This window comes from Paraburkholderia aromaticivorans (assembly GCF_012689525.1).
GTDB lineage: Bacteria > Pseudomonadota > Gammaproteobacteria > Burkholderiales > Burkholderiaceae > Paraburkholderia > Paraburkholderia aromaticivorans_A.
Genome location: NZ_CP051515.1, coordinates 164,247 through 182,884, shown reverse-complemented (window position 1 = coordinate 182,884; position 18,638 = coordinate 164,247). Strand labels below are relative to the sequence as shown.

The following is an 18,638-nucleotide window of genomic DNA, read 5'->3' as shown; positions in this document are numbered from 1 at the left end:
GTTTAACTCTGTTCCCCTCAGGAGGGAAATCATGACTTCAATTGCCTATCGTCACGCCGACGTCGACGGCTTCAAGGTGTTCTACCGCGAAGCCGGCCGCCCGGGCGCGCCAAAGCTGCTGCTCCTGCACGGCTTTCCGAGTTCGAGCCATATGTTTCGGGACCTGATTCCGAAGCTCGCCGACCGTTTCCATATCGTCGCGCCGGATCTGCCGGGCTTCGGGCAGTCCGACATGCCCAGTCGCGACGATTTTGCTTACACGTTCGACAACATCGCCAACGTTATCGAGCATTTCACAGAGGTGATCGGCTTCGACCGTTTTGCGGTCTATGTATTCGACTACGGTGCGCCGACCGGTTTCCGCCTTGCAATCCGCCATCCCGAGCGAATCACCGCGATCATTTCGCAGAACGGCAACGCCTACGAAGAAGGATTGAGCGAAGGCTGGAATCCTATCCGTGCCTATTGGCAAGACGCTTCGCCGTCGAATCGGGACGCGCTTCGCGCGCTGCTGACGCACGAAACGACCGTCTGGCAGTACACGCACGGTGTGTCCGACACGGCGTCCGTGTCGCCTGACGGTTACTCGCTCGACGACTTCTATCTGAGCCGGCCGGGTGCGCACGAGGTACAACTCGATCTGTTCCGCGACTATCAAAGCAACGTCGCGCTGTACCCGGCATTCCAGCAATACTTCCGCACGCATCAACCGCCCCTGCTCGCCGTGTGGGGAAAAAACGATCCCTTCTTTCTGCCCGCTGGCGCCGACGCATTCAGGCGCGACATTCCGGGCGCCGTGGTGCGCTTCTTCGATACCGGCCACTTCGCGCTGGAGACGCACGCCACGGAAATCGCCGCGGCAATTTCGGACTTCCTCGACCACTGACCTATCCGAAGCACTGAACCGTGCTTCATTCAATCAATCAGGAGAAGCAACATGTCCAGCAAAGTCGCCATCGTGACGGGCGCAAGCCAGGGTATCGGTCGTTCGACCGCCATCAGACTGGCGCGGGATTTTGATTCGATTGTGCTCGTGGCACGCAACCGCGCGAACCTCGAAGAAACCGCTGTGGAGGTGAAGAAGGCCGGCGCCGCGACGCTCGTTATCGACGTCGACCTCTCTGAACCCGACGTCGCGCGGCAAGTCGTCGAGCAGACGCTCGCGACGTTCGGGCGGATCGACGCCTTGCTCAACATTGCCGGCGCGGTGCCGCAGATCGATGTGCTGGAGATGACCGACGAGCAATGGGACCGCGGTCTCGCGCTCAAGCTGCACGGCGCACGTCGATTGACGATCGCGGCGTGGCCGGCGCTGAAGGAGAGTTCAGGATCGGTCGTGCTGATGTCGGGGAATTCTGCGCTGTTCCCCAAGGCGCCCTATGCGGCCGTGGGCACGATCAACGCGGCGATCGTGGCGCTGGCGAAAGCGTTCTCGGATCGTGGCATCACCGATGGCGTGCAGGTGAACAGCGTGCTGCCGGGGCCCGTGATGACCGGCCGGCGCCGCTCGTATCTGGAGCGTTGGGCTCCGCTGCACAACATGTCCGTCGAAGAAGCGACGGCAAAGTTTCCCGTTGAAGCCGGTATTACGCGTTACGGCACGCCGGAGGAGATTGCCGCGTTGATGGCGTTTGTCGTATCGCCCGAGGCGCGCTGGATGACAGGATCGAGCTTGCGGATGGACGGTGGAGAAGTGAAGTCGATTTGAGTCGCGGGCCGCGATGTTCGGGTGTCGCGGATTTATTGTCTAAGCCGGGCGTAGAACGTTGGGTGTGCAGTTCACCCGTTTCGTCACGACTTTTCGCCCGCCCGCCGATGCCCGCTGACATGCGCGCCAGCATCAGGCGACAACGAAATGACATCCGCTATCGCGATCACGCTCAATGCCGCCATTATCAGAAACGCGATCGTGAAATCGGCCGGCGCCAATGTTTGTGCGTCGTGTCCGTGCCACCACGCGGCGATCCGCAACGCGATCGCACCAGCCGCGACGCCCATCCCCATCGTCATCTGACCCAAGGTGCTCGATAAGGTCGACGCGCCGCTCATCTGCTGCTTCGGCACATCCGCGAAGCCGAGCGTGTTGATCGCCGTGAATTGCAACGACCGCGCGACGCCGCTGACGAATAACGCGAAAAGGATCCATCCATACGGCGTGGAGGCCGTCAGCAGACTCATGCTCGCCAGCGTCACCGCGGCGAACGCGCCGTTGTACAGGAGCACCGAGCGAAAGCCGAAGCGCCGCAAGATCCGCGTCGTGACGAGTTTCGTCGACAGATTGCCGGCGAATACTCCGAGCGTGAGCAAGCCCGACTGAAACGGATTCATGCCGAAGCCGACCTGAAACATCAGCGGAAGCAGGAACGGCACCGAGCCGATCGCAATCCGGAACAGCGACCCGCCGCCGATCGCCACCATGAACGTCTTGATCCGGAACGCCGACAGATCGACCATCGGATGCGCGCTGCGTCGCAGATGAAACCACGCCCCCGCGCAAGCCGCGAGACCGATTGCCAGAAACACCAACGCCGTGCGCCATGACGAGTCCGCGCGGCCGATCGCCTCCATCGCGTACATCACCGAGGTGCCCGCGACGCCGGTCAGCACGAAACCCAGCATGTCGAACGGACGGCGATCCGTGTCGCGTTCCGCGCTGATGAAGCGCCAGGCCAGCACCATGCCCACGAGTCCGAGCGGCACGTTCAGATAGAAGATCCAGCGCCACGACGAGTACGTCGTGATGAAGCCGCCGAGCGGCGGTCCGAGGACCGGCGCGACCAGCCCCGGCCACGTGATGATCGAGATCGCGCGCATCAGGCCTTCTTTCGGCGTGGCGCGCAACACGGCGAGCCGTCCCACCGGCACCATCATCGCGCCGCCTATGCCTTGCAAAATCCGCGCGCCGGTGAATTCGACGAGGTTGTCGGTCAATCCGCACAGCACCGATGCGGAGGTAAAGATCGCAAGCGCCGCCGTGAACACCGTGCGCACGCCGACCCGGTCGGCGATCCAGCCGCTGATCGGGATGAATACCGCGAGCGTCAACAGATACGAGGTGATGCCGATGCTCAGCTCGACCGGCGTGATATGAAACGAATGCGCCATTTGCGGCAGCGCGGTTGCGATAATCGAGCCGTCGAGGTTTTCCATGAACAACGCGGCCGCGACCAGCGAGGTGATCAGCGAGGAAGCGCCGGGGTGTGCGGTGGCGGATGACGAAGCCGACATCGGCTGACACTCCTGAATTGCGGGGTGAGGCTGCGAGAACGGCTCGCTGCTTTAGTCTTTGTACTCGGAGTACTTTCGCGAGTCGCCGCGCACTTTGTCGACGGGATATTTTTGCCGATTGAGCGCCATCTTTTCCACCACAGCCTGAAACAGGTCGACATCCATCTTGTCGGCGAGGCGAACGAGGTACACCAGAACGTCGGCCATTTCGTGTCGGATAGCTGTTTCCTTCGCTTCGTCGAGTTCGCTTTTGTCACCCGAAACAAGCCATTGAAAAGGTTCGAGCAGTTCGCTTGCCTCGACACTTAGCGCCGTTGCCAGATTCTTCGGCGTGTGGAATTGGTCCCAGTCGCGCTCGCTGACAAACTCGCGGATGAGTTCGCGCAGTTCCAATAGGTCGTTTCGCAACTCCGTCTTTTTCACGTTGCTCCCGTGTTGCATGCGTGGATCGATCGCCGAGTCCGATAGCATACTGGTAGGGACCGGTCTCCGCCATCTTGACACGCAACACCAAGGAAACTCGTATGTGACCGCGAGATATAGTCTGTCGCGTCAGCGCTACTTTCGCCCCATTTTGGCGGGTAGCCGCACGATCAGTTAAGCGGCAGCTCTCGGAACAGAAGAGTCATTACCTCGCGCACGGGAGGCCCGACCGAACGCGTTCATCTCGTCCGGTCCGGCCTTCGCCGATACTGCGCTGCGCCCGCCTCACTCCATCGTCACGCTAATTTTCATCTTGTCAGCCCCAGGCGTTCCCGACACGGTGATCGTCACGCCGCTCCATTTGCCATCGGGCAAATGGAGCGCGGGCTTGGTTGCCTTGCCGATCGAGCGTTTGGTGCCGTTCGGATACAGGTCCGTCGAGTCGCGGCGATTACCCTGTTCGAAAATCTTCGCGAGATCGCGCCGGTTGTCGGCCTGCATCAGTTCGATGGCGAGATGCTGTTCGTCGTTGACGTTGTCGATCCGCTCGTCCACGACATAGATTGCCACGCCCTTATCCGGCGCAAACGAATCCTGTCCGCGTCGCCGCCGATACTCGACGATGATGTACTGCTCTTCGACCATTCGCGCAGCGTTGTTGATATAGACGATGCTGCCGCCCTCGGCCGCGGGTTCGAGGTCAATGTTCTTCGTCGTCTTCGTGACGAGCCTTGGTTCGATCCAGCTATGAAACATGCGCAGCATGCCGTTCGGAAGCACGGGCGTCAGTCCGTTGTTGCCCCACTAGCCCGCCGCCATCAGACAGTAATTGCCGAGCCCGTTCGACTGCATCTGCTGAACGCGGCCCGTGTCGTAGTAGTCGGCCCAGCGCGCGGCGAGATGTCCCCATTCGTGCGCGCATACGCCCATGTTGCAATCTTCCGGCACCGTCAGATAAGTTTGCACGGTAAGTTTGGGGCCAACCTTCACGCCGTCTGGAATGACCCATTTGTGGCTCCATACGTCGTCGCGCGACAATGTCTGCTCCGCTCCGCCGCCCGCATGGATGATAAAGAGCGCCGTCGTCCAGACCCACGAAATTCTCGCCGCGCCTGCTGCTGCGCCAAACAGAATAGTACTAGTCGAACGTCATGCTCTTTGGCAACCGGCGCTTTTCCTTGAGCTCCATGAAGCGCGCATAGAGTTGAGCGATTGCGTCTGGCGACAGCGGCACGCGGCAAAACGCGTGGGTGCAAACATGATTGCGGATAGGCTTGACGTGGCAACGCATGGCAATCACCTCCGTTCATCAGGATCGGAGACAGGCTCTCGGGGATTCATGTTCCCGAAGCGTTTCTGCATTTCCGTATCGATCTCCTCGACCGAATGCAGCTTCCCCGGATGGCTCTCTCGCCCGTCAGCCGCCCTGGATAGACCGTCGGCGCATTAGTTTTCTTTTTTGCTTTCAACGATGCTTTCATACGCCTTGCGCGCCTGATTGAATGTTGACTTCCGCACGTTGGAGCGATTGATCGCCTGTCTGGTGGTCCGGAAAACCCTCATTACAAATTGTCAGGTCTATTTCTATGCTGATTGGAGAATTCCATCCTGATCGAGTGGGCCATCGAATGCCGTGCTCGTCCGCGCAACTTTGATTGCGCCGGACAGGTATTGCCCGTTCGAAACACAAGAACGAATCATTCTTCCGGGCCATCGAAATGATCGTGTCTCTTGTGAATCACGTCGCCGATAACGCCACGACGTTACGCGTATGGGCCGGCATTCTCGCGGCTGCCAATGGCACTGCATCGGCGCTGGCCTGGACACTCGGCGGCAAACCGGTCGTGCCTTCGACCGTGCGCCCGCTGCAGTGCTGGAAAGTTCAGGGAAAGCTCCCTTTCTGCTCCACGGTTGTCGAATTCAGTGGCCTTGCGCCGGCTTCCGAGCATGAAGCCGGATTGAGCCTCGACGCCATCGCGCCCGTCGTGCGGTCATTTCGCACCCTGCCTCAAGCGATCCCTCAGGAATTCGGTGAGCGATTCAATCTGCTGCTTCTGTCATGTTTTCACGGCGCACAGGACCGGCACGGCGAAGCGGGCAGATGGATCTCGTCATATAAGCCGCGTCCAGACCTCGTGCTGTTCGCAGGCGATCAGGTCTATCTGGACCTGCCCACGGAACTCAACTTTTCGAATAACCAGGCCTGGCTCGAAGCAAAGTTCCAGGAAGACTACGTGAGCAACTGGTATGCGCCCGGTGCGTCGCCCGCGAATGGAAGCGGCATTCCAGAAGGGTTTCCGCAATTGCTCTCGCTGGCGCCCGTCGCGTCGATTCCCGATGATCACGAGTACTGGAACAACGCCCCCTTCAAGAGCCCGCTCATCCAGAATAGTTGGACCGAAGCGGGCAGGGACCGCTGGCGCACCGCAGCCGAAATCGGCTTCAGCATGTTTCAGCAAGGCTACCCGGGCCCGCTGGGGCAGCCACGCGTGATCGACATAGAGCCTCTTTCGATCCTGTTGCTGGATACGCGCAGTCAGCGCGAAAGAGGCGTCGGCAATGCGCCTGATCACGCAACCATGCTCAACCCGTCAGGTGCGCTGCTTGGCAACGCGGGCCGCGACGCGCTCGCCGCATGGGTGAACACGCTCGTTGCCTCCGCGAACATGCCCAACCCCCGTTACGGTTTTCTATTGACGGGACAATCGCTCTTTGCCGATCCGGCGAGCGCGTTCGATGGCCACGTTGCGGACTACGAGTTGGCGAATTACGAAGCCGACTATCGCTTCATGGTGGAACAGATCGAACGCGTCTCGACTGCGGGATTGCCGCTGACCTGCCTGACCGGCGATGTTCACTGGGGCAGGATACTGCGCGCCGATACGTTGAACCGCGGCCCGGTCTATGAAGTGATTTCATCGCCCACGTCGCTGGTCAAGTCGCTTGGGATCGACGAATTCAAGAAGGTCAAGTCGGCGATTGCCGGCTGGTTCGGGCCACGCGATCCCTGGCCCACGCACCCTAACCCCGGCGATCCGCCATCGAGATTCGGCAGCCTGGGCGACTATCAGTCGCTCCTGCTGCCGACGACCCTCAACCCTCGCCCCTCGTCAACGATGAGAGGCAATCTTGCGCTGATGCTCTGCATTCAACGTGTGGGCGGGTCTCTCAATGTTCAGGTCGACTGCGTGCCGCTTCATCGCGATCAGGAAGTGAATGCGAAAACGCGTTGGAGCGCGCATTTCAAACTGACGGCCGCTCACTGAAACGATCAAGGGAGACCACCATCATGTCAGTCATCGCACGCCGGTCCAGAGCGGCAGCCCGCAATAAGAATCTGCTCGCGCTGACACGGAAGAAGAAGGAAGGCAACATCGTGTGGATCAACCGGGCGCTCAAGAGCGTCCCGTTGAAAGGCATCAAGGAGCACAGTTTCATCCTGTTGATCGGCGGCGCCGATCCACTGTCGTTCCGCTTGAGACTCGCGCAGGCGCACGTGCGCAGTGACATGTCGCCGAGTTCGTGGTCGCAGGCGATGTTCATTGGCGTGAAAAGCAAAGCCGCGACGAAAGACACGGAAGTGATCAGCGTGTCGCTTTCGCCGGAAGCCTGGTATCCGCCGGACGGATTTGCGCCCATCTGCAATGCGATCCAGACAGGCACGCTCGCGCATATCGATTCCCCCGAACAGTATCCGAACGTGGCGCTCATCGTGTGGCCCGTCGCGGGCGAAGCGATTCAAGCGAGTCTCACGCAACTGCACCGTGAGCGCATGTCGATTGATCTGTCGAGTCTGCTGCTGCGTTGGATAGGCTATGCCTGGGGTTGCGGCGTGCCGTCGAATCCATTGGGCGAAGGCTTCGGCATGCCTTCGGCCGCGATGCTGGAGACGGCGTATGCGGCCAATGGATTCGATCTCACGCCCGGACTTGAGAGCCGGTCCAGTTGCCCCGAGGCGATCTGGCAGTCGGCAAGCTGGTGGCACGAGTACTACAACAAGGACGTCGAGAATCCGCAATATATCTACGGCGCGTTCACCCGCGAGCACTATCTCGTCGACGCATCGTATTTTCCGAGCGGCGGGTGATGCCGTAACGGCCGATAGCGCATCGGACATTGCTGTTTAGTCGCGTCAGGCGACTATCCGCAAGCTTCGGGTATTGGCGTACAACCTCAAGCGCGTCATAGCTATGGTGGAATCATCCCGGGAAGCCGACGGCGGTGATGAAGGAATGGGGTTAGACAAACCCTCGCCCGCCCTGCGCGGCGTCAAGCTAATTCAGGGCTAATTGTGCGCGTTCAAGATGGCGTCATCGAATCAGGGGACGTGACATCATGAAGCTCTTAAGAACCGCGCGCATAGCCTTGCCCGTATGCTTGGTCACCGTTGCGCTCACCGGCTGCGCCGTCATGCCGCCGACCGGCCCGTCGGTCGTTGCATTGCCGCCAGGCGGCAAACCGATAAGCGTGTTCCAGCAGGAAGACTACGCTTGCCGGGATTACGCGTTCCGCTCGGACAATGCCGCCGCACCGGCACACGGCGCAATACCTGAGGGCGTCGGCAGCAGTGCGATCGGAACCGTGGGCGGAGCGGCCGCTGGCGCGCTGCTCGGCGCTGCGGCAGGCGACGCCGGCATTGGCGCAGCGATCGGTGCGGGCGCGGGCCTGCTGCTTGGCAGTGCCGTCGGTGCAAACGGCGCGCAAGCCACTTCGGCCAGTCTGCAGGCGCGATACAACGCCGCCTACGCGCAATGCATGGCCTCGAAGGGCAACAGTATTTCCCAGCCGGCCGTCTATACCACCGCGCCTGTCTACGCTCCGCCTCCCGTCGCGTATGCACCGGCTCCCGTCGTTTATGGCTACCCGCAACGCTTCGGCTACTGGTCTTACTGACTGTCCGAGCTAACGCGCTTCTCACTCTGGCGCGTGAAGATGCGGCCATGGTTCACCAACAGCGTTAGCCTGCTGTCGCATCAGAAGTGGTTCGTTGCTCCGACAAGCCAATCCAGATCGCGGCCGACAGGATCGTGTCGAGTTCGGCGCGTCGTGCCGGCACACATTGGGTTGATGTATCTACCGCCCGATCGCGATGTTGGCATGAGCGCGAATCGCGAGGTACGTCAACGCAAGGATGATGGAACTCGGGCTTCGTGCAATTCACCAACGAACGACCGCAAGTCCACGTACGAGAGCTTGCTTTGGTGCAACTCGGCCAGAGTGCCGTGTTGCCGTGTTGCCGTGTTGCCGTGTTGCCGTGACGTCGACAATCCCGCCTACGTGCCGGCCGACCTATGAGGCCTCCGCAGTCATTCGCTAACCGCCGATTGCGCATTGTCCTCATCACGCGATTCTGAATGCGCCTGTCTTTTGTCCGATATTCATCTGGCACCCCCGCATATCGTGGATTACACTTTTTTTGCTATGCGACTTTAAAGCGTGGCCGACTCACGAAGTCACCATTGCGCGTGCTTGTGTGCACCCCTTCCGCACGTGTCCGCCGACATCGAGCGAAAAATGACCGCTTGGTGAAGCATTTCGCCATTGATTGCTTTGGCCTACGCCTGGCCTTTCTCGCCTCACTCTCCGGAACAGCCGGCCGCACCCACGGCCTCGCGTTCTCTCATTGCTTGCTCCGCAAACGGCGGCGATTTTTAATTTTGTTTGTTTGAATTGGACACCTGATCCAGCCAGGCGACAGCCCTCCTGCGCGCTGTGATGTTAAACGCCTGATTCGCTAACAAGGAGATGACCATGAAGATCAAGCATTTATGCATTCTGTCGGCAACTGCCGTTGCGCTTCTCTCGCTCAGCGGCGCCGCGCAGGCTGGCGGCGGCGAGCATGCGGGCGGCGGCGACCATTCCGGCGGCCTTTGTTCGAACGCAACGCTAAAGGGACCGTATGCGTTTATCGGTCACGGACAAATTCTTGGATTGATCGGTCCGGATAATTTGGTGCATCCGTACGCGTCCCCGTCTATCCTCGATGACGTCGCCCTCGTGACGTTCAACGGTGCAGGCCAATTCTCACGCACCGACTACGGGGTAATCGCCGGCCTGCCGAAAGGGGGGCAGACGACATTCAATCCGAACCAGAACGGCACCTACACGGTGAACTCGGATTGCACCGGCACCATGCAAATCATCTATACCGCCGGACCCGTGCCGGCCGGCGTCGAGACTGACCTGCAAATCGTCGTCGCTGCCGACGGGTCGGTCGTCGAATCGGTTGTCTCCAAGGCGGTCACCGTAGCTGGCCAGACGCCGGACGGCACAATATGCCCCCCGAGTTGCACGCAAGGTGTGCAAGAAAGCTTTGAGGGGAAAAAGGTCCTGGTCTACGGCTTTCGCTAGTCGAGTCCTGGATAGGTTCGCGCTTGCTCGCTATTGCGCTTTCATGAAGGGAGCCGGGCCCGAGGTTGGGCGCAAGTTTTTGCTCTTTAATGCCTGCGCGTACAGCGAGATGATGGTTTCAACTTTCCGATCTATCGCAATGTGAACGCCGTAGGCCGTCGGTGCTCGTCATGTTGGCGGGCACCGACGCGCCCTCCACCCCCAAATTTACTTGACATCTAAACTATCGAAGCCTAAATTACCCCCATCAGCAGCGTTCACATATGGGGAACAAGCATGCGCATCGTTTGCATTGGTGGCGGCCCAGCCGGCCTGTACTTCGGCCTCTTGATGAAAAGCCGGAACCCGGCCTACGACGTCACGGTCGTCGAGCGCAACCGTCCCTACGACACCTTCGGCTGGGGCGTCGTCTTCTCCGACCAGACGCTCGGCAATCTGCGCGCCGCCGACGCCCCCAGCGCCGACGCGATCCTCGATGCCTTCAATCACTGGGACGACATCGAGATCAATTTCCGCGGCCGGCAAATCCGTTCGTCGGGTCACGGCTTCTGCGGCATCGGCCGTAAGCGTCTGCTGAATATCCTGCAGGCGCGCTGCGAAGAACTCGGCGTCAAGCTGGTTTTCGAAACCCAGGTCACGGACGACAGCGTCTACGAAGCCGACCTGATCATCGCCTGCGACGGCGCCAACAGCGCGGTTCGTCAAAAGTACGCGGCCACCTATCGGCCCGCCATCGACATGCGCGATTGCCGCTTCGTCTGGCTCGGCACCAAAAAACTCTTCGACGCCTTCACCTTCGCCTTCGAGGAAACCGAATTCGGCTGGTTCCAGGCGCACGCTTATCGTTTCGACGATCAGACCTCCACGTTCATCGTCGAAGCGCCGGAGCGCGTGTGGCGTGCTGCCGGCCTCGACGAAATGAGCAAGGAAGACAGCATCGCCTTCTGCGAGAAACTGTTCGCGAAGTATCTGGACGGCAACGCCCTGCTGTCGAACGCGACGCATTTGCGCGGCTCGTCGCAGTGGATTCGTTTCCCACGTGTCGTCAACGACGAATGGGTGCATTGGCGCAGCAACGCTGACGGCACGCAAACGCCGGTCGTCCTCATGGGCGACGCCGCGCATACTGCCCACTTCTCGATCGGCTCAGGCACCAAGCTCGCGCTCGAAGATTCGATCGAACTCGCCAACAGCATGGGCGCGCATCCGGGTGATCTGTCGGCCGCGCTGAAGCATTACACCGACGTGCGCAGCATCGACGTATTGCGTATTCAGAACGCGGCGCGTAATTCGACGGAATGGTTCGAGCATGTCGACCGCTATACGTCGTTCGAGCCGGAACAGTTCGCGTATTCGCTGCTCACGCGCTCGCAGCGCATCCCACACGAGAATTTGCGTGAACGTGACGCGCAGTATCTATCCGGTTTCGAAGACTGGCTCGCCCAGCGCTCCGGCGTGAATCGCGCGCCCGAGAAGCACTCCGTCCCGCCCATGTTCACGCCCTTCACGTTGCGTAGCGTGACGCTCAAAAACCGCGTAGTGGTATCGCCCATGGCGCAATACTCCGCCGTCGACGGCATTGCGGGCGACTATCACCTGATGCATCTCGGCGCTCGCGCCATGGGCGGCGCAGGGCTGGTCATGACGGAAATGACCTGCGTCTCCCCCGAAGCGCGCATTACGCCCGCGTGTCCCGGCATGTATGCGCCCGAGCATCTCACCGCCTGGAAGCGTATCGTCGACCTCGTGCATCGTCAGTCGGATGCGAAGATTGGCATCCAGATCGGCCATTCCGGCGCGAAAGGTTCAACACGTGTCTCGTGGGAAGGCATCGATCAGCCACTCGCGGAAGGCAACTGGCCGCTCATCTCCGCATCGCCGCAACAATATCTGCGTGACGTCAGCCAGCATTCGCGCGAAGCCACGCAAGACGAACTGCGCGAAATCGAAGCGCAGTTCGTCCGCGCCACACAAATGTCGGCCGAGGCAGGCTTCGACTGGCTCGAATTGCATTGCGCGCACGGCTATTTCCTGTCGAGCTTCCTGTCGCCGCTCACCAATCACCGAACTGACGAATACGGCGGCTCGCTCGAAAATCGTCTGCGCTATCCGTTGCAGGTTTTCAAGTCGATCCGCGCGGTCTGGCCGCAGGACAAGCCGATTTCCGTGCGTATCTCGGCGAACGATTGGGTCGAAGGCGGCACGACACCCGACGACGCAGTCAAGATCGCCCAAGCCTTCAAGGCAGCCGGCGCAGACATGATCGATGTCTCGTCGGGCCAGGTCAGCAAGGAAGAAAAGCCGGTATTCGGCCGCATGTTCCAGACCCCGTTCGCCGACCGCGTGCGCAACGAAGCGGGCATCGCGACGATCGCGGTCGGCGCGATCTCCGAAGCGGATCACGTGAACAGCATCATCGCGGCGGGCCGCGCGGATCTGTGCGCGATTGCGCGCCCGCATCTGGCGAATCCTTCGTGGACGTTGAACGAAGCGGCCAAGATCGGCTATTTCGACGTGATGTGGCCGAAGCCCTACACCGCAGCGAAGTCTCAACTCGAACGCAACCTCGAACGCGAGCGCGCTCAAGCCGCCGCGAACGCCGGACTGTCGGCGCAAGAACGCGCGCAACGCGCCGAAGGAACCGTGTGAACACGCTCAATTCCACCCTCGCGGGCCAGCATGCGGTCGTCACCGGCGGCGGCAGCGGCATCGGCTCCGCCGTCGCGGAAGCTCTGCTACGCGCCGGCGCGCGCGTCACGTTGATGGGCCGCAACGCGGAACGTCTCGACATGCAGCGCGAGAAATGTCGCGCGCTGGGCGACGTGGCTTGCATCAGCGTCGACGTCACGCAGGAAGACTCCGTCGCGAGTGCATTCACCGAGGCCGGCGCTGTCGACATCCTCATCAACAACGCGGGCCAGGCGCAGGCCGCGCCGTTCACGCACACCGACATGGCGCTCTGGCAGCGCATGCTGGACGTGAATCTCACCGGCGTCTTTCTCGGCACGCGCGCGGTATTGCCCGGCATGCTCGAACGCGGCCACGGACGTATCGTCAACGTGGCCAGCACGGCGGGACAGATCGGCTACGCGTACGTCGCCGCCTATTGCGCCGCGAAACATGGCGTGATCGGTCTCACCCGTTCGCTTGCGCTGGAAGTCGCGAAAAAAGGCGTCACCGTCAACGCCGTTTGCCCCGGTTACACGGAAACAGAACTGCTGCACGCATCGCTTGAACAGATCACCGGCAAGACCTCGCGCACCGAGCAACAGGCGCGCGAAAGCTTGCTTCGCTCGAATCCGCAACATCGCTTCGTGAGTCCGGAACAGGTCGCCAATGCGGTGCTCTGGCTCTGCCAACCCGGCTCGGACGCCATCACGGGGCAATCCATTTCCATCTCCGGTGGAGAAGTCATGTGACCAAGTCATCGAACATCAAGAAGCCCGCGGCGGCGGCTGACACGAAACCGCCGCGCAAAGGCGTCCCCAAACCCGCGGAGAACGTCGTGGACCTCGAAATGAGCACGGGCGCGGATAGCCACATGGGCTTGCGTCTGTGGCTGCGCATGCTGACGACGACCAACCTCGTGCAAGCGGAACTGCGCAAGCGTCTGCGCAACGAATTCGACACCACGTTGCCGCGTTTCGATCTGATGGCGCAGTTGGAGCGTCATCCTGAAGGCTTGAAGATGACCGAACTGTCGCGTCGCTTGATGGTGACGGGCGGGAACATCACCGGCATCACGGATCAGCTCGAAAAAGAAGGCCTGGTGTCGCGCGATAACGATCCGAACGACCGACGCTCGATCAGCGTGTGCCTGACGCCGGCCGGACGCAAAGCGTTCGACAAGATGGCGGTCGCGCACGAGCAATGGGTGGTCGAACTGTTCGGCGGTTTGAGTCTCGATGAAAAATCGCGGACCCATCAGCGCCTCGGCAAACTCAAGCAACATCTGCTCGACAGTCTGAAAGACTGATCGACATCGAACCGCGGAGAGAGACTCATGACACGATCCAACGCCGACGCCCTGCTGGCCGGCAATCGCCTCACGCTGGCCGGCTACGAAGCGCGGCACTTCGGCTGGTCGGTCGCCGACAAGGTCGCGACGATCACGCTGAACCGCCCCGAGCGCAAGAATCCGCTGACTTTCGAGTCGTATGCGGAGTTGCGCGATCTGTTCCGGCAATTGACCTATGCGACCGATGTCAAGGCCGTGGTGATTCACGGCGCAGGTGAAAACTTCTGTTCCGGCGGCGACGTGCACGACATCATCGCGCCGCTGATCGATCTGCCGATGCCTGAGTTGCTGCTCTTCACGCGCATGACCGGCGATCTGGTGAAAGCCATGCGCCATTGCCCGCAACCGGTCATTGCAGCGGTCGACGGCGTCTGCGCCGGCGCCGGCGCGATTCTCGCGATGTCGTCCGACATGCGGCTCGGCACCGCGCGCAGCAAGCTCGCTTTTCTGTTTTCGCGCGTCGGTCTCGCCGGCTGCGATATGGGCGCTTGCGCGATTCTGCCCCGCATCATCGGCCAGGGACGCGCCGCCGAACTGCTCTTCACCGGACGCTCGGCAAGCGGCGACGAAGGCCACGCATGGGGCTTCTACAACCGGTTGTGCGAACCCGCCGCGCTGCTTGAAGAAGCGCACAAGCTCGCCGCCGATCTCGTCGCCGGTCCGACTTTCGCACACGGCATCACCAAGAAGATGCTGCATCAGGAATGGAGCATGAGTATCGACGAAGCGATCGAGTCGGAAGCGCAAGCCCAAGCCATCTGCATGAGCACTCGCGATTTCGAGCGCGCCTACAGTGCGTTTGCCGCGAAGTCGCGTCCGGTGTTCGAAGGAGATTGAATTGAGCGCCAACACCGATCTGGATCTGCATAGCGCGCTGGCGTGGCCGTTCTTCGAGCCGCGCCATCGCGAACTGGCTGCGGGTATCGAGGCATGGTGCCGCGCGAACCTCTCGCACGAAGACCACAAGGACGTCGATGCAACCTGTCGCCGTCTGGTGCGTGAACTCGGCGCGGCGGGCTGGCTGAAATATGGCGTGGGCGGCGTCGCGTACGGCGGCCACGGCGACACGATCGACACGCGCGCCGTTTGCCTGCTGCGCGAAACGCTTGCCAAACATTCCGGACTCGCGGATTTCGCATTGGCGATGCAGGGACTCGGTTCGGGCGCCATCTCGCTCGGCGGCACGCACGAACAAAAGACCCGCTATCTGCCGCGCGTCGCCAACGGCACGGCGCTCGCAGCGTTCGCGCTGTCCGAACCTGAAGCCGGCTCCGACGTCGCCGCCATGGCGCTCTCCGCTCGCGAGGACGGCGACGCCTACGTGCTCGACGGCGACAAGACGTGGATCTCCAACGGCGGCATCGCCGATTTCTATGTGGTGTTCGCAAGAACCGGCGAAGCGCCCGGTGCGCGCGGCATCAGCGCATTCATTGTCGATGCGGATACGCCAGGACTGGAGATCGCTGAACGCATCGACGTGATCGCGCCGCATCCGCTCGCGCGTTTGCATTTTGCCGGCGCGCGCGTGCCGCGCAGCCAGATGCTCGGCGCGCCCGGCGAAGGGTTCAAGCTCGCCATGCGCACGCTGGATATTTTCCGTACCTCCGTGGCGGCTGCGTCGCTCGGCTTCGCGCGTCATGCGATGGCCGAAGGTCTCGCACGCGCTGCGTCGCGCAAGATGTTCGGGCAGACGCTCGGCGATTTTCAACTGACGCAAGCCAAACTCGCGCAGATGGCGTTGACCATCGACAGCAGCGCGTTGCTGGTCTACCGCGCTGCGTGGCTGCGCGATCAAGGCGAAAGCGTCACGCGTGAAGCCGCGATGGCGAAATGGCATGCGAGCGAAGGCGCGCAACAGGTGATCGACGCAGCCGTGCAACTCTACGGCGGCATGGGTGTGCAAAGCGGCACGGCCGTCGAGATGCTGTATCGCGAGATCCGCGCACTGCGCATTTACGAAGGCGCGACCGAAGTGCAGCAACTGATTATCGGACGCGATCTGTTGAAAGCGCACGCAGCCGCGACTGCCGGAGACAACGCCAAATGAGCGCGTCTTTCGAACGGCCCGTACGCATTCGCTTCTCGCACTGTGATCCGGCGGGCATCGTGTTCTTCCCGCAATATCTGGTGATGACCAACGCGCTGGTCGAAGACTGGTTCAACGAAGGCCTGCATATCGACTACGCGCACATGATCGCGCAACGCCGCCTCGGTTTGCCGATCGTCAAACTTGATTGCGAGTTTTCGCGGCCGAGCCAGATGGGCGAAACGATCACGCTGACACTCAACGTTATCGCGATCGGCCGACGCTCGATCAGCATCGAGATCGTCGGCCATTGCAACGGCGAAACCCGTTTCCGCGCGAAACAGGTGCTTGTAACGACGTCGCTCGAACGCGGCACATCCATCGACATTCCCGCCGACATCGCGAGCGCGCTCGCGACGTTTGCCCCACAGCCCGACTCCACTGAGGCGCATCGCTCATGAAAAAAGCTCTTCTCCCCGCCGGCTGGGTCAAGCCGCGTGGTTACGCTAACGGCGTCGCGGCAACCGGCACGCAGGTGTTCATCGCCGGCCAGATCGGCTGGGACGAACAGGCGCGTTTCCAGACGACCGACTTCGCCGCGCAAGCCATCCAGGCGCTCAAGAACGTGCTCGCCGTTTTGCATGAGGCAGGCGGCAAGCCCGAGCACCTGGTGCGATTGACGTGGTACGTCACCGACAAACGTGAATATCTCGCGTCGTTGAAAGACATCGGCCGCGCGTTTCGCGAGTTGATCGGCGACTACGACATCGCGATGAGCGCGGTTCAAGTGGTTGCGCTAATCGAAGACGAAGCGAAAGTTGAAATCGAGGCGACCGCGGTGGTCCCTCAGTAACAGAGCAACAAAGCACACGAAAAGAACCCACCAAGCCAACCGAAGCGCATTTAGCCGGCTCAACGCCCGGGAGACCATGATGGAACCGTCAGCACACGTCGATACCTTCGCGCGCGACAATCTTCCGCCGCAGGATCAGTGGCCCGTCTTTCTGCTCGACAATCCGGACGTCGCGTACCCGGCGCGCTTGAACTGCGCGACGGAGTTGCTCGACAGAACCATCGACGCGGGCCATCGGGATGACCCCGCGATCTGGTCCGATGTGGATGGCACGCCGCGCGCCACCACATACGGTGAATTGCTGGCGCTCGTGAATCGCAGCGCGCACGTGCTGGTCGACGAAATGGGACTGCAGCCCGGCAACCGCGTTTTACTGCGCGGCCCGAATACGCTGCATATGGCGGTGACCGCGCTCGCGGCGCTGAAGGCCGGGCTCGTCGTGGTGCCGACCATGCCACTCCTGCGAGCCAAGGAACTGAAGCAGATCATCGAGAAAGCGCAAGTTGGTGCAGCGTTGTGCGACGCCCGTCTGACCGCCGAACTCGCGCGCTGCAGCGATCCAGAAGACGAGTTTTACTGCGCGGGCCTGAAGCAAACGCGCCTCTTCCACGACGACGCCGCCGATTCGCTCGACACGCTCGCGATCAACAAGCCCGACCACTTCTCCGCGTGCGACACCGCCGCCGATGACGTCTGTCTGATCGCCTTCACCAGCGGCACGACCGGCGCGCCGAAAGGCTGCATGCACTTTCATCGCGATGTCGTGGCCATGTGCGATCTGTTTCCGCGTCACGTGCTCAAGCCGACGTCGAGCGATATTTTTTGCGGCACACCGCCGCTCGCGTTTACGTTCGGGCTTGGCGGCTTACTGTGTTTTCCGTTGCGAGTGGGCGCATCCACGGTGCTGATCGAGAGGCTCACGCCCGAGACATTGTTGCAGACCGTCGAGCGGTTTCATGCGACCGTCATGTTCACCGCGCCGACTTTCTATCGACAGATGGCGCCGCTGGTTGCGCACCACGACATCTCTTCGTTGAAAAAAACCGTGTCGGCGGGTGAGGCGTTGCCGGATTCGACACGGCGTCTGTGGCGTGACGCGACCGACATCGACATGATCGACGGTATTGGCGGCACCGAGTTGATCCACATTTTCATTTCGGCGCAGGGCGACGAGATTCGCCCGAACGCCATCGGCCGCGCGGTGCCGGGTTACGTCGTGCAAGCCGTGGATGACGACATGCAGCCGGTCGCGCCCGGCACGATTGGCAAACTCGCGGTGCGTGGCCCGACCGGCTGCCGCTATCTCGCCGACGAGCGGCAGAAGAAGTTCGTGCGCGACGGCTGGAATCTGCCCGGCGATTCCGTCTATCTCGACGAAGACGGCTACGTGTTCTACCAGGCGCGCGCCGACGATATGATCGTCTCCGCCGGCTACAACATCTCCGGGCCCGAAGTGGAAAGCGTCCTGCTGCAACACGACGCGGTGTCCGAATGCGGCGTGATCGGCGTGCCGGACGACACCCGCGGGCAGATCGTCAAGGCGTTCGTCGTGGTGAATCCCGGTTACGAGCGCGACGGCAAACTGGTCGCACAACTGCAGGATTTCGTGAAAAATAGCGTGGCGCCGTATAAATATCCACGCATCATCGTTTTCGTCGATTCATTGCCGCGCACCGAAACCGGCAAGCTCAAACGCTTCGAATTGCGTACGATGGCATAGCTCAAATTACCTGCATGGA

Annotated in this window: 18 protein-coding genes; 14 read left to right on the top strand and 4 right to left on the bottom strand. The window is 61.3% G+C overall.

Annotated features, from left to right (window positions below; all coding sequences use genetic code 11):
* Window positions 1–31 precede the first annotated feature (31 nt).
* Together HF916_RS12640 and HF916_RS12635 are read left to right on the top strand one after the other, a co-directional pair.
* Complete coding sequence (locus tag HF916_RS12640) at window positions 32–886, top strand: alpha/beta fold hydrolase (RefSeq protein ID WP_168789295.1); 855 nt, start codon at window positions 32–34, stop codon at window positions 884–886.
* A gap of 51 nt (window positions 887–937) precedes the next feature.
* Window positions 938–1,708, top strand: a complete 771-nt coding sequence (locus tag HF916_RS12635; RefSeq protein ID WP_168789294.1) for an SDR family oxidoreductase — start codon at window positions 938–940, stop codon at window positions 1,706–1,708.
* Window positions 1,709–1,791: 83 nt separating this feature from the next.
* Here HF916_RS12635 and HF916_RS12630 read toward each other — a convergent pair whose 3' ends face one another.
* The 4 genes from HF916_RS12630 to HF916_RS49915 all read right to left on the bottom strand — a co-directional run bounded on the left by HF916_RS12630 (window position 1,792) and on the right by HF916_RS49915 (window position 4,689).
* Complete coding sequence (locus tag HF916_RS12630) at window positions 1,792–3,228, bottom strand: MFS transporter (protein WP_168789293.1); 1,437 nt, start codon at window positions 3,226–3,228, stop codon at window positions 1,792–1,794.
* Window positions 3,229–3,279: 51 nt separating this feature from the next.
* Complete coding sequence (locus tag HF916_RS12625; RefSeq protein ID WP_168789292.1) at window positions 3,280–3,669, bottom strand: nucleotide pyrophosphohydrolase; 390 nt, start codon at window positions 3,667–3,669, stop codon at window positions 3,280–3,282.
* Window positions 3,670–3,936: 267 nt separating this feature from the next.
* Complete coding sequence (locus HF916_RS49920; protein ID WP_206001876.1) at window positions 3,937–4,431, bottom strand: hypothetical protein; 495 nt, start codon at window positions 4,429–4,431, stop codon at window positions 3,937–3,939.
* 24 nt (window positions 4,432–4,455) lie between these two features.
* Window positions 4,456–4,689, bottom strand: coding sequence for an immune inhibitor A domain-containing protein (locus HF916_RS49915; RefSeq protein WP_206001875.1), 234 nt, complete (start codon window positions 4,687–4,689; stop codon window positions 4,456–4,458).
* 686 nt (window positions 4,690–5,375) lie between these two features.
* On the opposite strand from HF916_RS49915, the gene HF916_RS12615 reads away from it, so the two are divergent.
* The 12 genes from HF916_RS12615 (at window position 5,376) to HF916_RS12560 (ending at window position 18,619) form a co-directional block, all read left to right on the top strand.
* Window positions 5,376–6,917: a hypothetical protein gene (locus tag HF916_RS12615; RefSeq protein ID WP_168789291.1), complete on the top strand. Its 1,542-nt coding sequence runs from the start codon at window positions 5,376–5,378 to the stop codon at window positions 6,915–6,917.
* A 23-nt stretch (window positions 6,918–6,940) separates the two neighbouring features.
* The gene (locus HF916_RS12610) at window positions 6,941–7,738 is read left to right on the top strand and encodes a hypothetical protein (protein ID WP_168789290.1); all 798 of its coding nucleotides are present in this window, start codon (window positions 6,941–6,943) and stop codon (window positions 7,736–7,738) included.
* Window positions 7,739–7,986: 248 nt separating this feature from the next.
* A complete protein-coding gene (locus tag HF916_RS12605; protein ID WP_206001874.1) occupies window positions 7,987–8,544 on the top strand; it encodes a glycine zipper family protein in 558 nt (185 codons plus the stop codon).
* An 858-nt stretch (window positions 8,545–9,402) separates the two neighbouring features.
* Window positions 9,403–10,002, top strand: a complete 600-nt coding sequence (locus HF916_RS12600) for a hypothetical protein (protein ID WP_168789289.1) — start codon at window positions 9,403–9,405, stop codon at window positions 10,000–10,002.
* A gap of 276 nt (window positions 10,003–10,278) precedes the next feature.
* Window positions 10,279–12,651, top strand: coding sequence for a bifunctional salicylyl-CoA 5-hydroxylase/oxidoreductase (locus HF916_RS12595; RefSeq protein WP_168789288.1), 2,373 nt, complete (start codon window positions 10,279–10,281; stop codon window positions 12,649–12,651).
* On the top strand, window positions 12,648–13,421 hold the full coding sequence (locus tag HF916_RS12590; RefSeq protein WP_168789287.1) for an SDR family NAD(P)-dependent oxidoreductase: 774 nt from the start codon (window positions 12,648–12,650) through the stop codon (window positions 13,419–13,421). The genes HF916_RS12595 and HF916_RS12590 overlap by 4 nt, the downstream gene beginning before the upstream one ends.
* Window positions 13,418–13,978 (top strand): MarR family winged helix-turn-helix transcriptional regulator, encoded by a 561-nt coding sequence (locus HF916_RS12585; protein WP_168789286.1) that lies wholly within the window; start codon window positions 13,418–13,420, stop codon window positions 13,976–13,978. The genes HF916_RS12590 and HF916_RS12585 overlap by 4 nt, the downstream gene beginning before the upstream one ends.
* A gap of 27 nt (window positions 13,979–14,005) precedes the next feature.
* A complete protein-coding gene (locus HF916_RS12580; RefSeq protein WP_168789285.1) occupies window positions 14,006–14,857 on the top strand; it encodes an enoyl-CoA hydratase family protein in 852 nt (283 codons plus the stop codon).
* Window position 14,858: 1 nt separating this feature from the next.
* On the top strand, window positions 14,859–16,067 hold the full coding sequence (locus tag HF916_RS12575; protein WP_168789284.1) for an acyl-CoA dehydrogenase family protein: 1,209 nt from the start codon (window positions 14,859–14,861) through the stop codon (window positions 16,065–16,067).
* Entirely contained in the window at window positions 16,064–16,507 is a 444-nt protein-coding gene (locus HF916_RS12570; RefSeq protein WP_168789283.1) for an acyl-CoA thioesterase, read from the top strand. Before HF916_RS12575 ends, HF916_RS12570 begins: the two co-directional genes overlap by 4 nt.
* The gene (locus HF916_RS12565) at window positions 16,504–16,899 is read left to right on the top strand and encodes a RidA family protein (protein WP_168789282.1); all 396 of its coding nucleotides are present in this window, start codon (window positions 16,504–16,506) and stop codon (window positions 16,897–16,899) included. The genes HF916_RS12570 and HF916_RS12565 overlap by 4 nt, the downstream gene beginning before the upstream one ends.
* 79 nt (window positions 16,900–16,978) lie before the next feature.
* Complete coding sequence (locus HF916_RS12560) at window positions 16,979–18,619, top strand: AMP-binding protein (protein WP_168789281.1); 1,641 nt, start codon at window positions 16,979–16,981, stop codon at window positions 18,617–18,619.
* The last annotated feature ends 19 nt before the right edge of the window (window positions 18,620–18,638 follow it).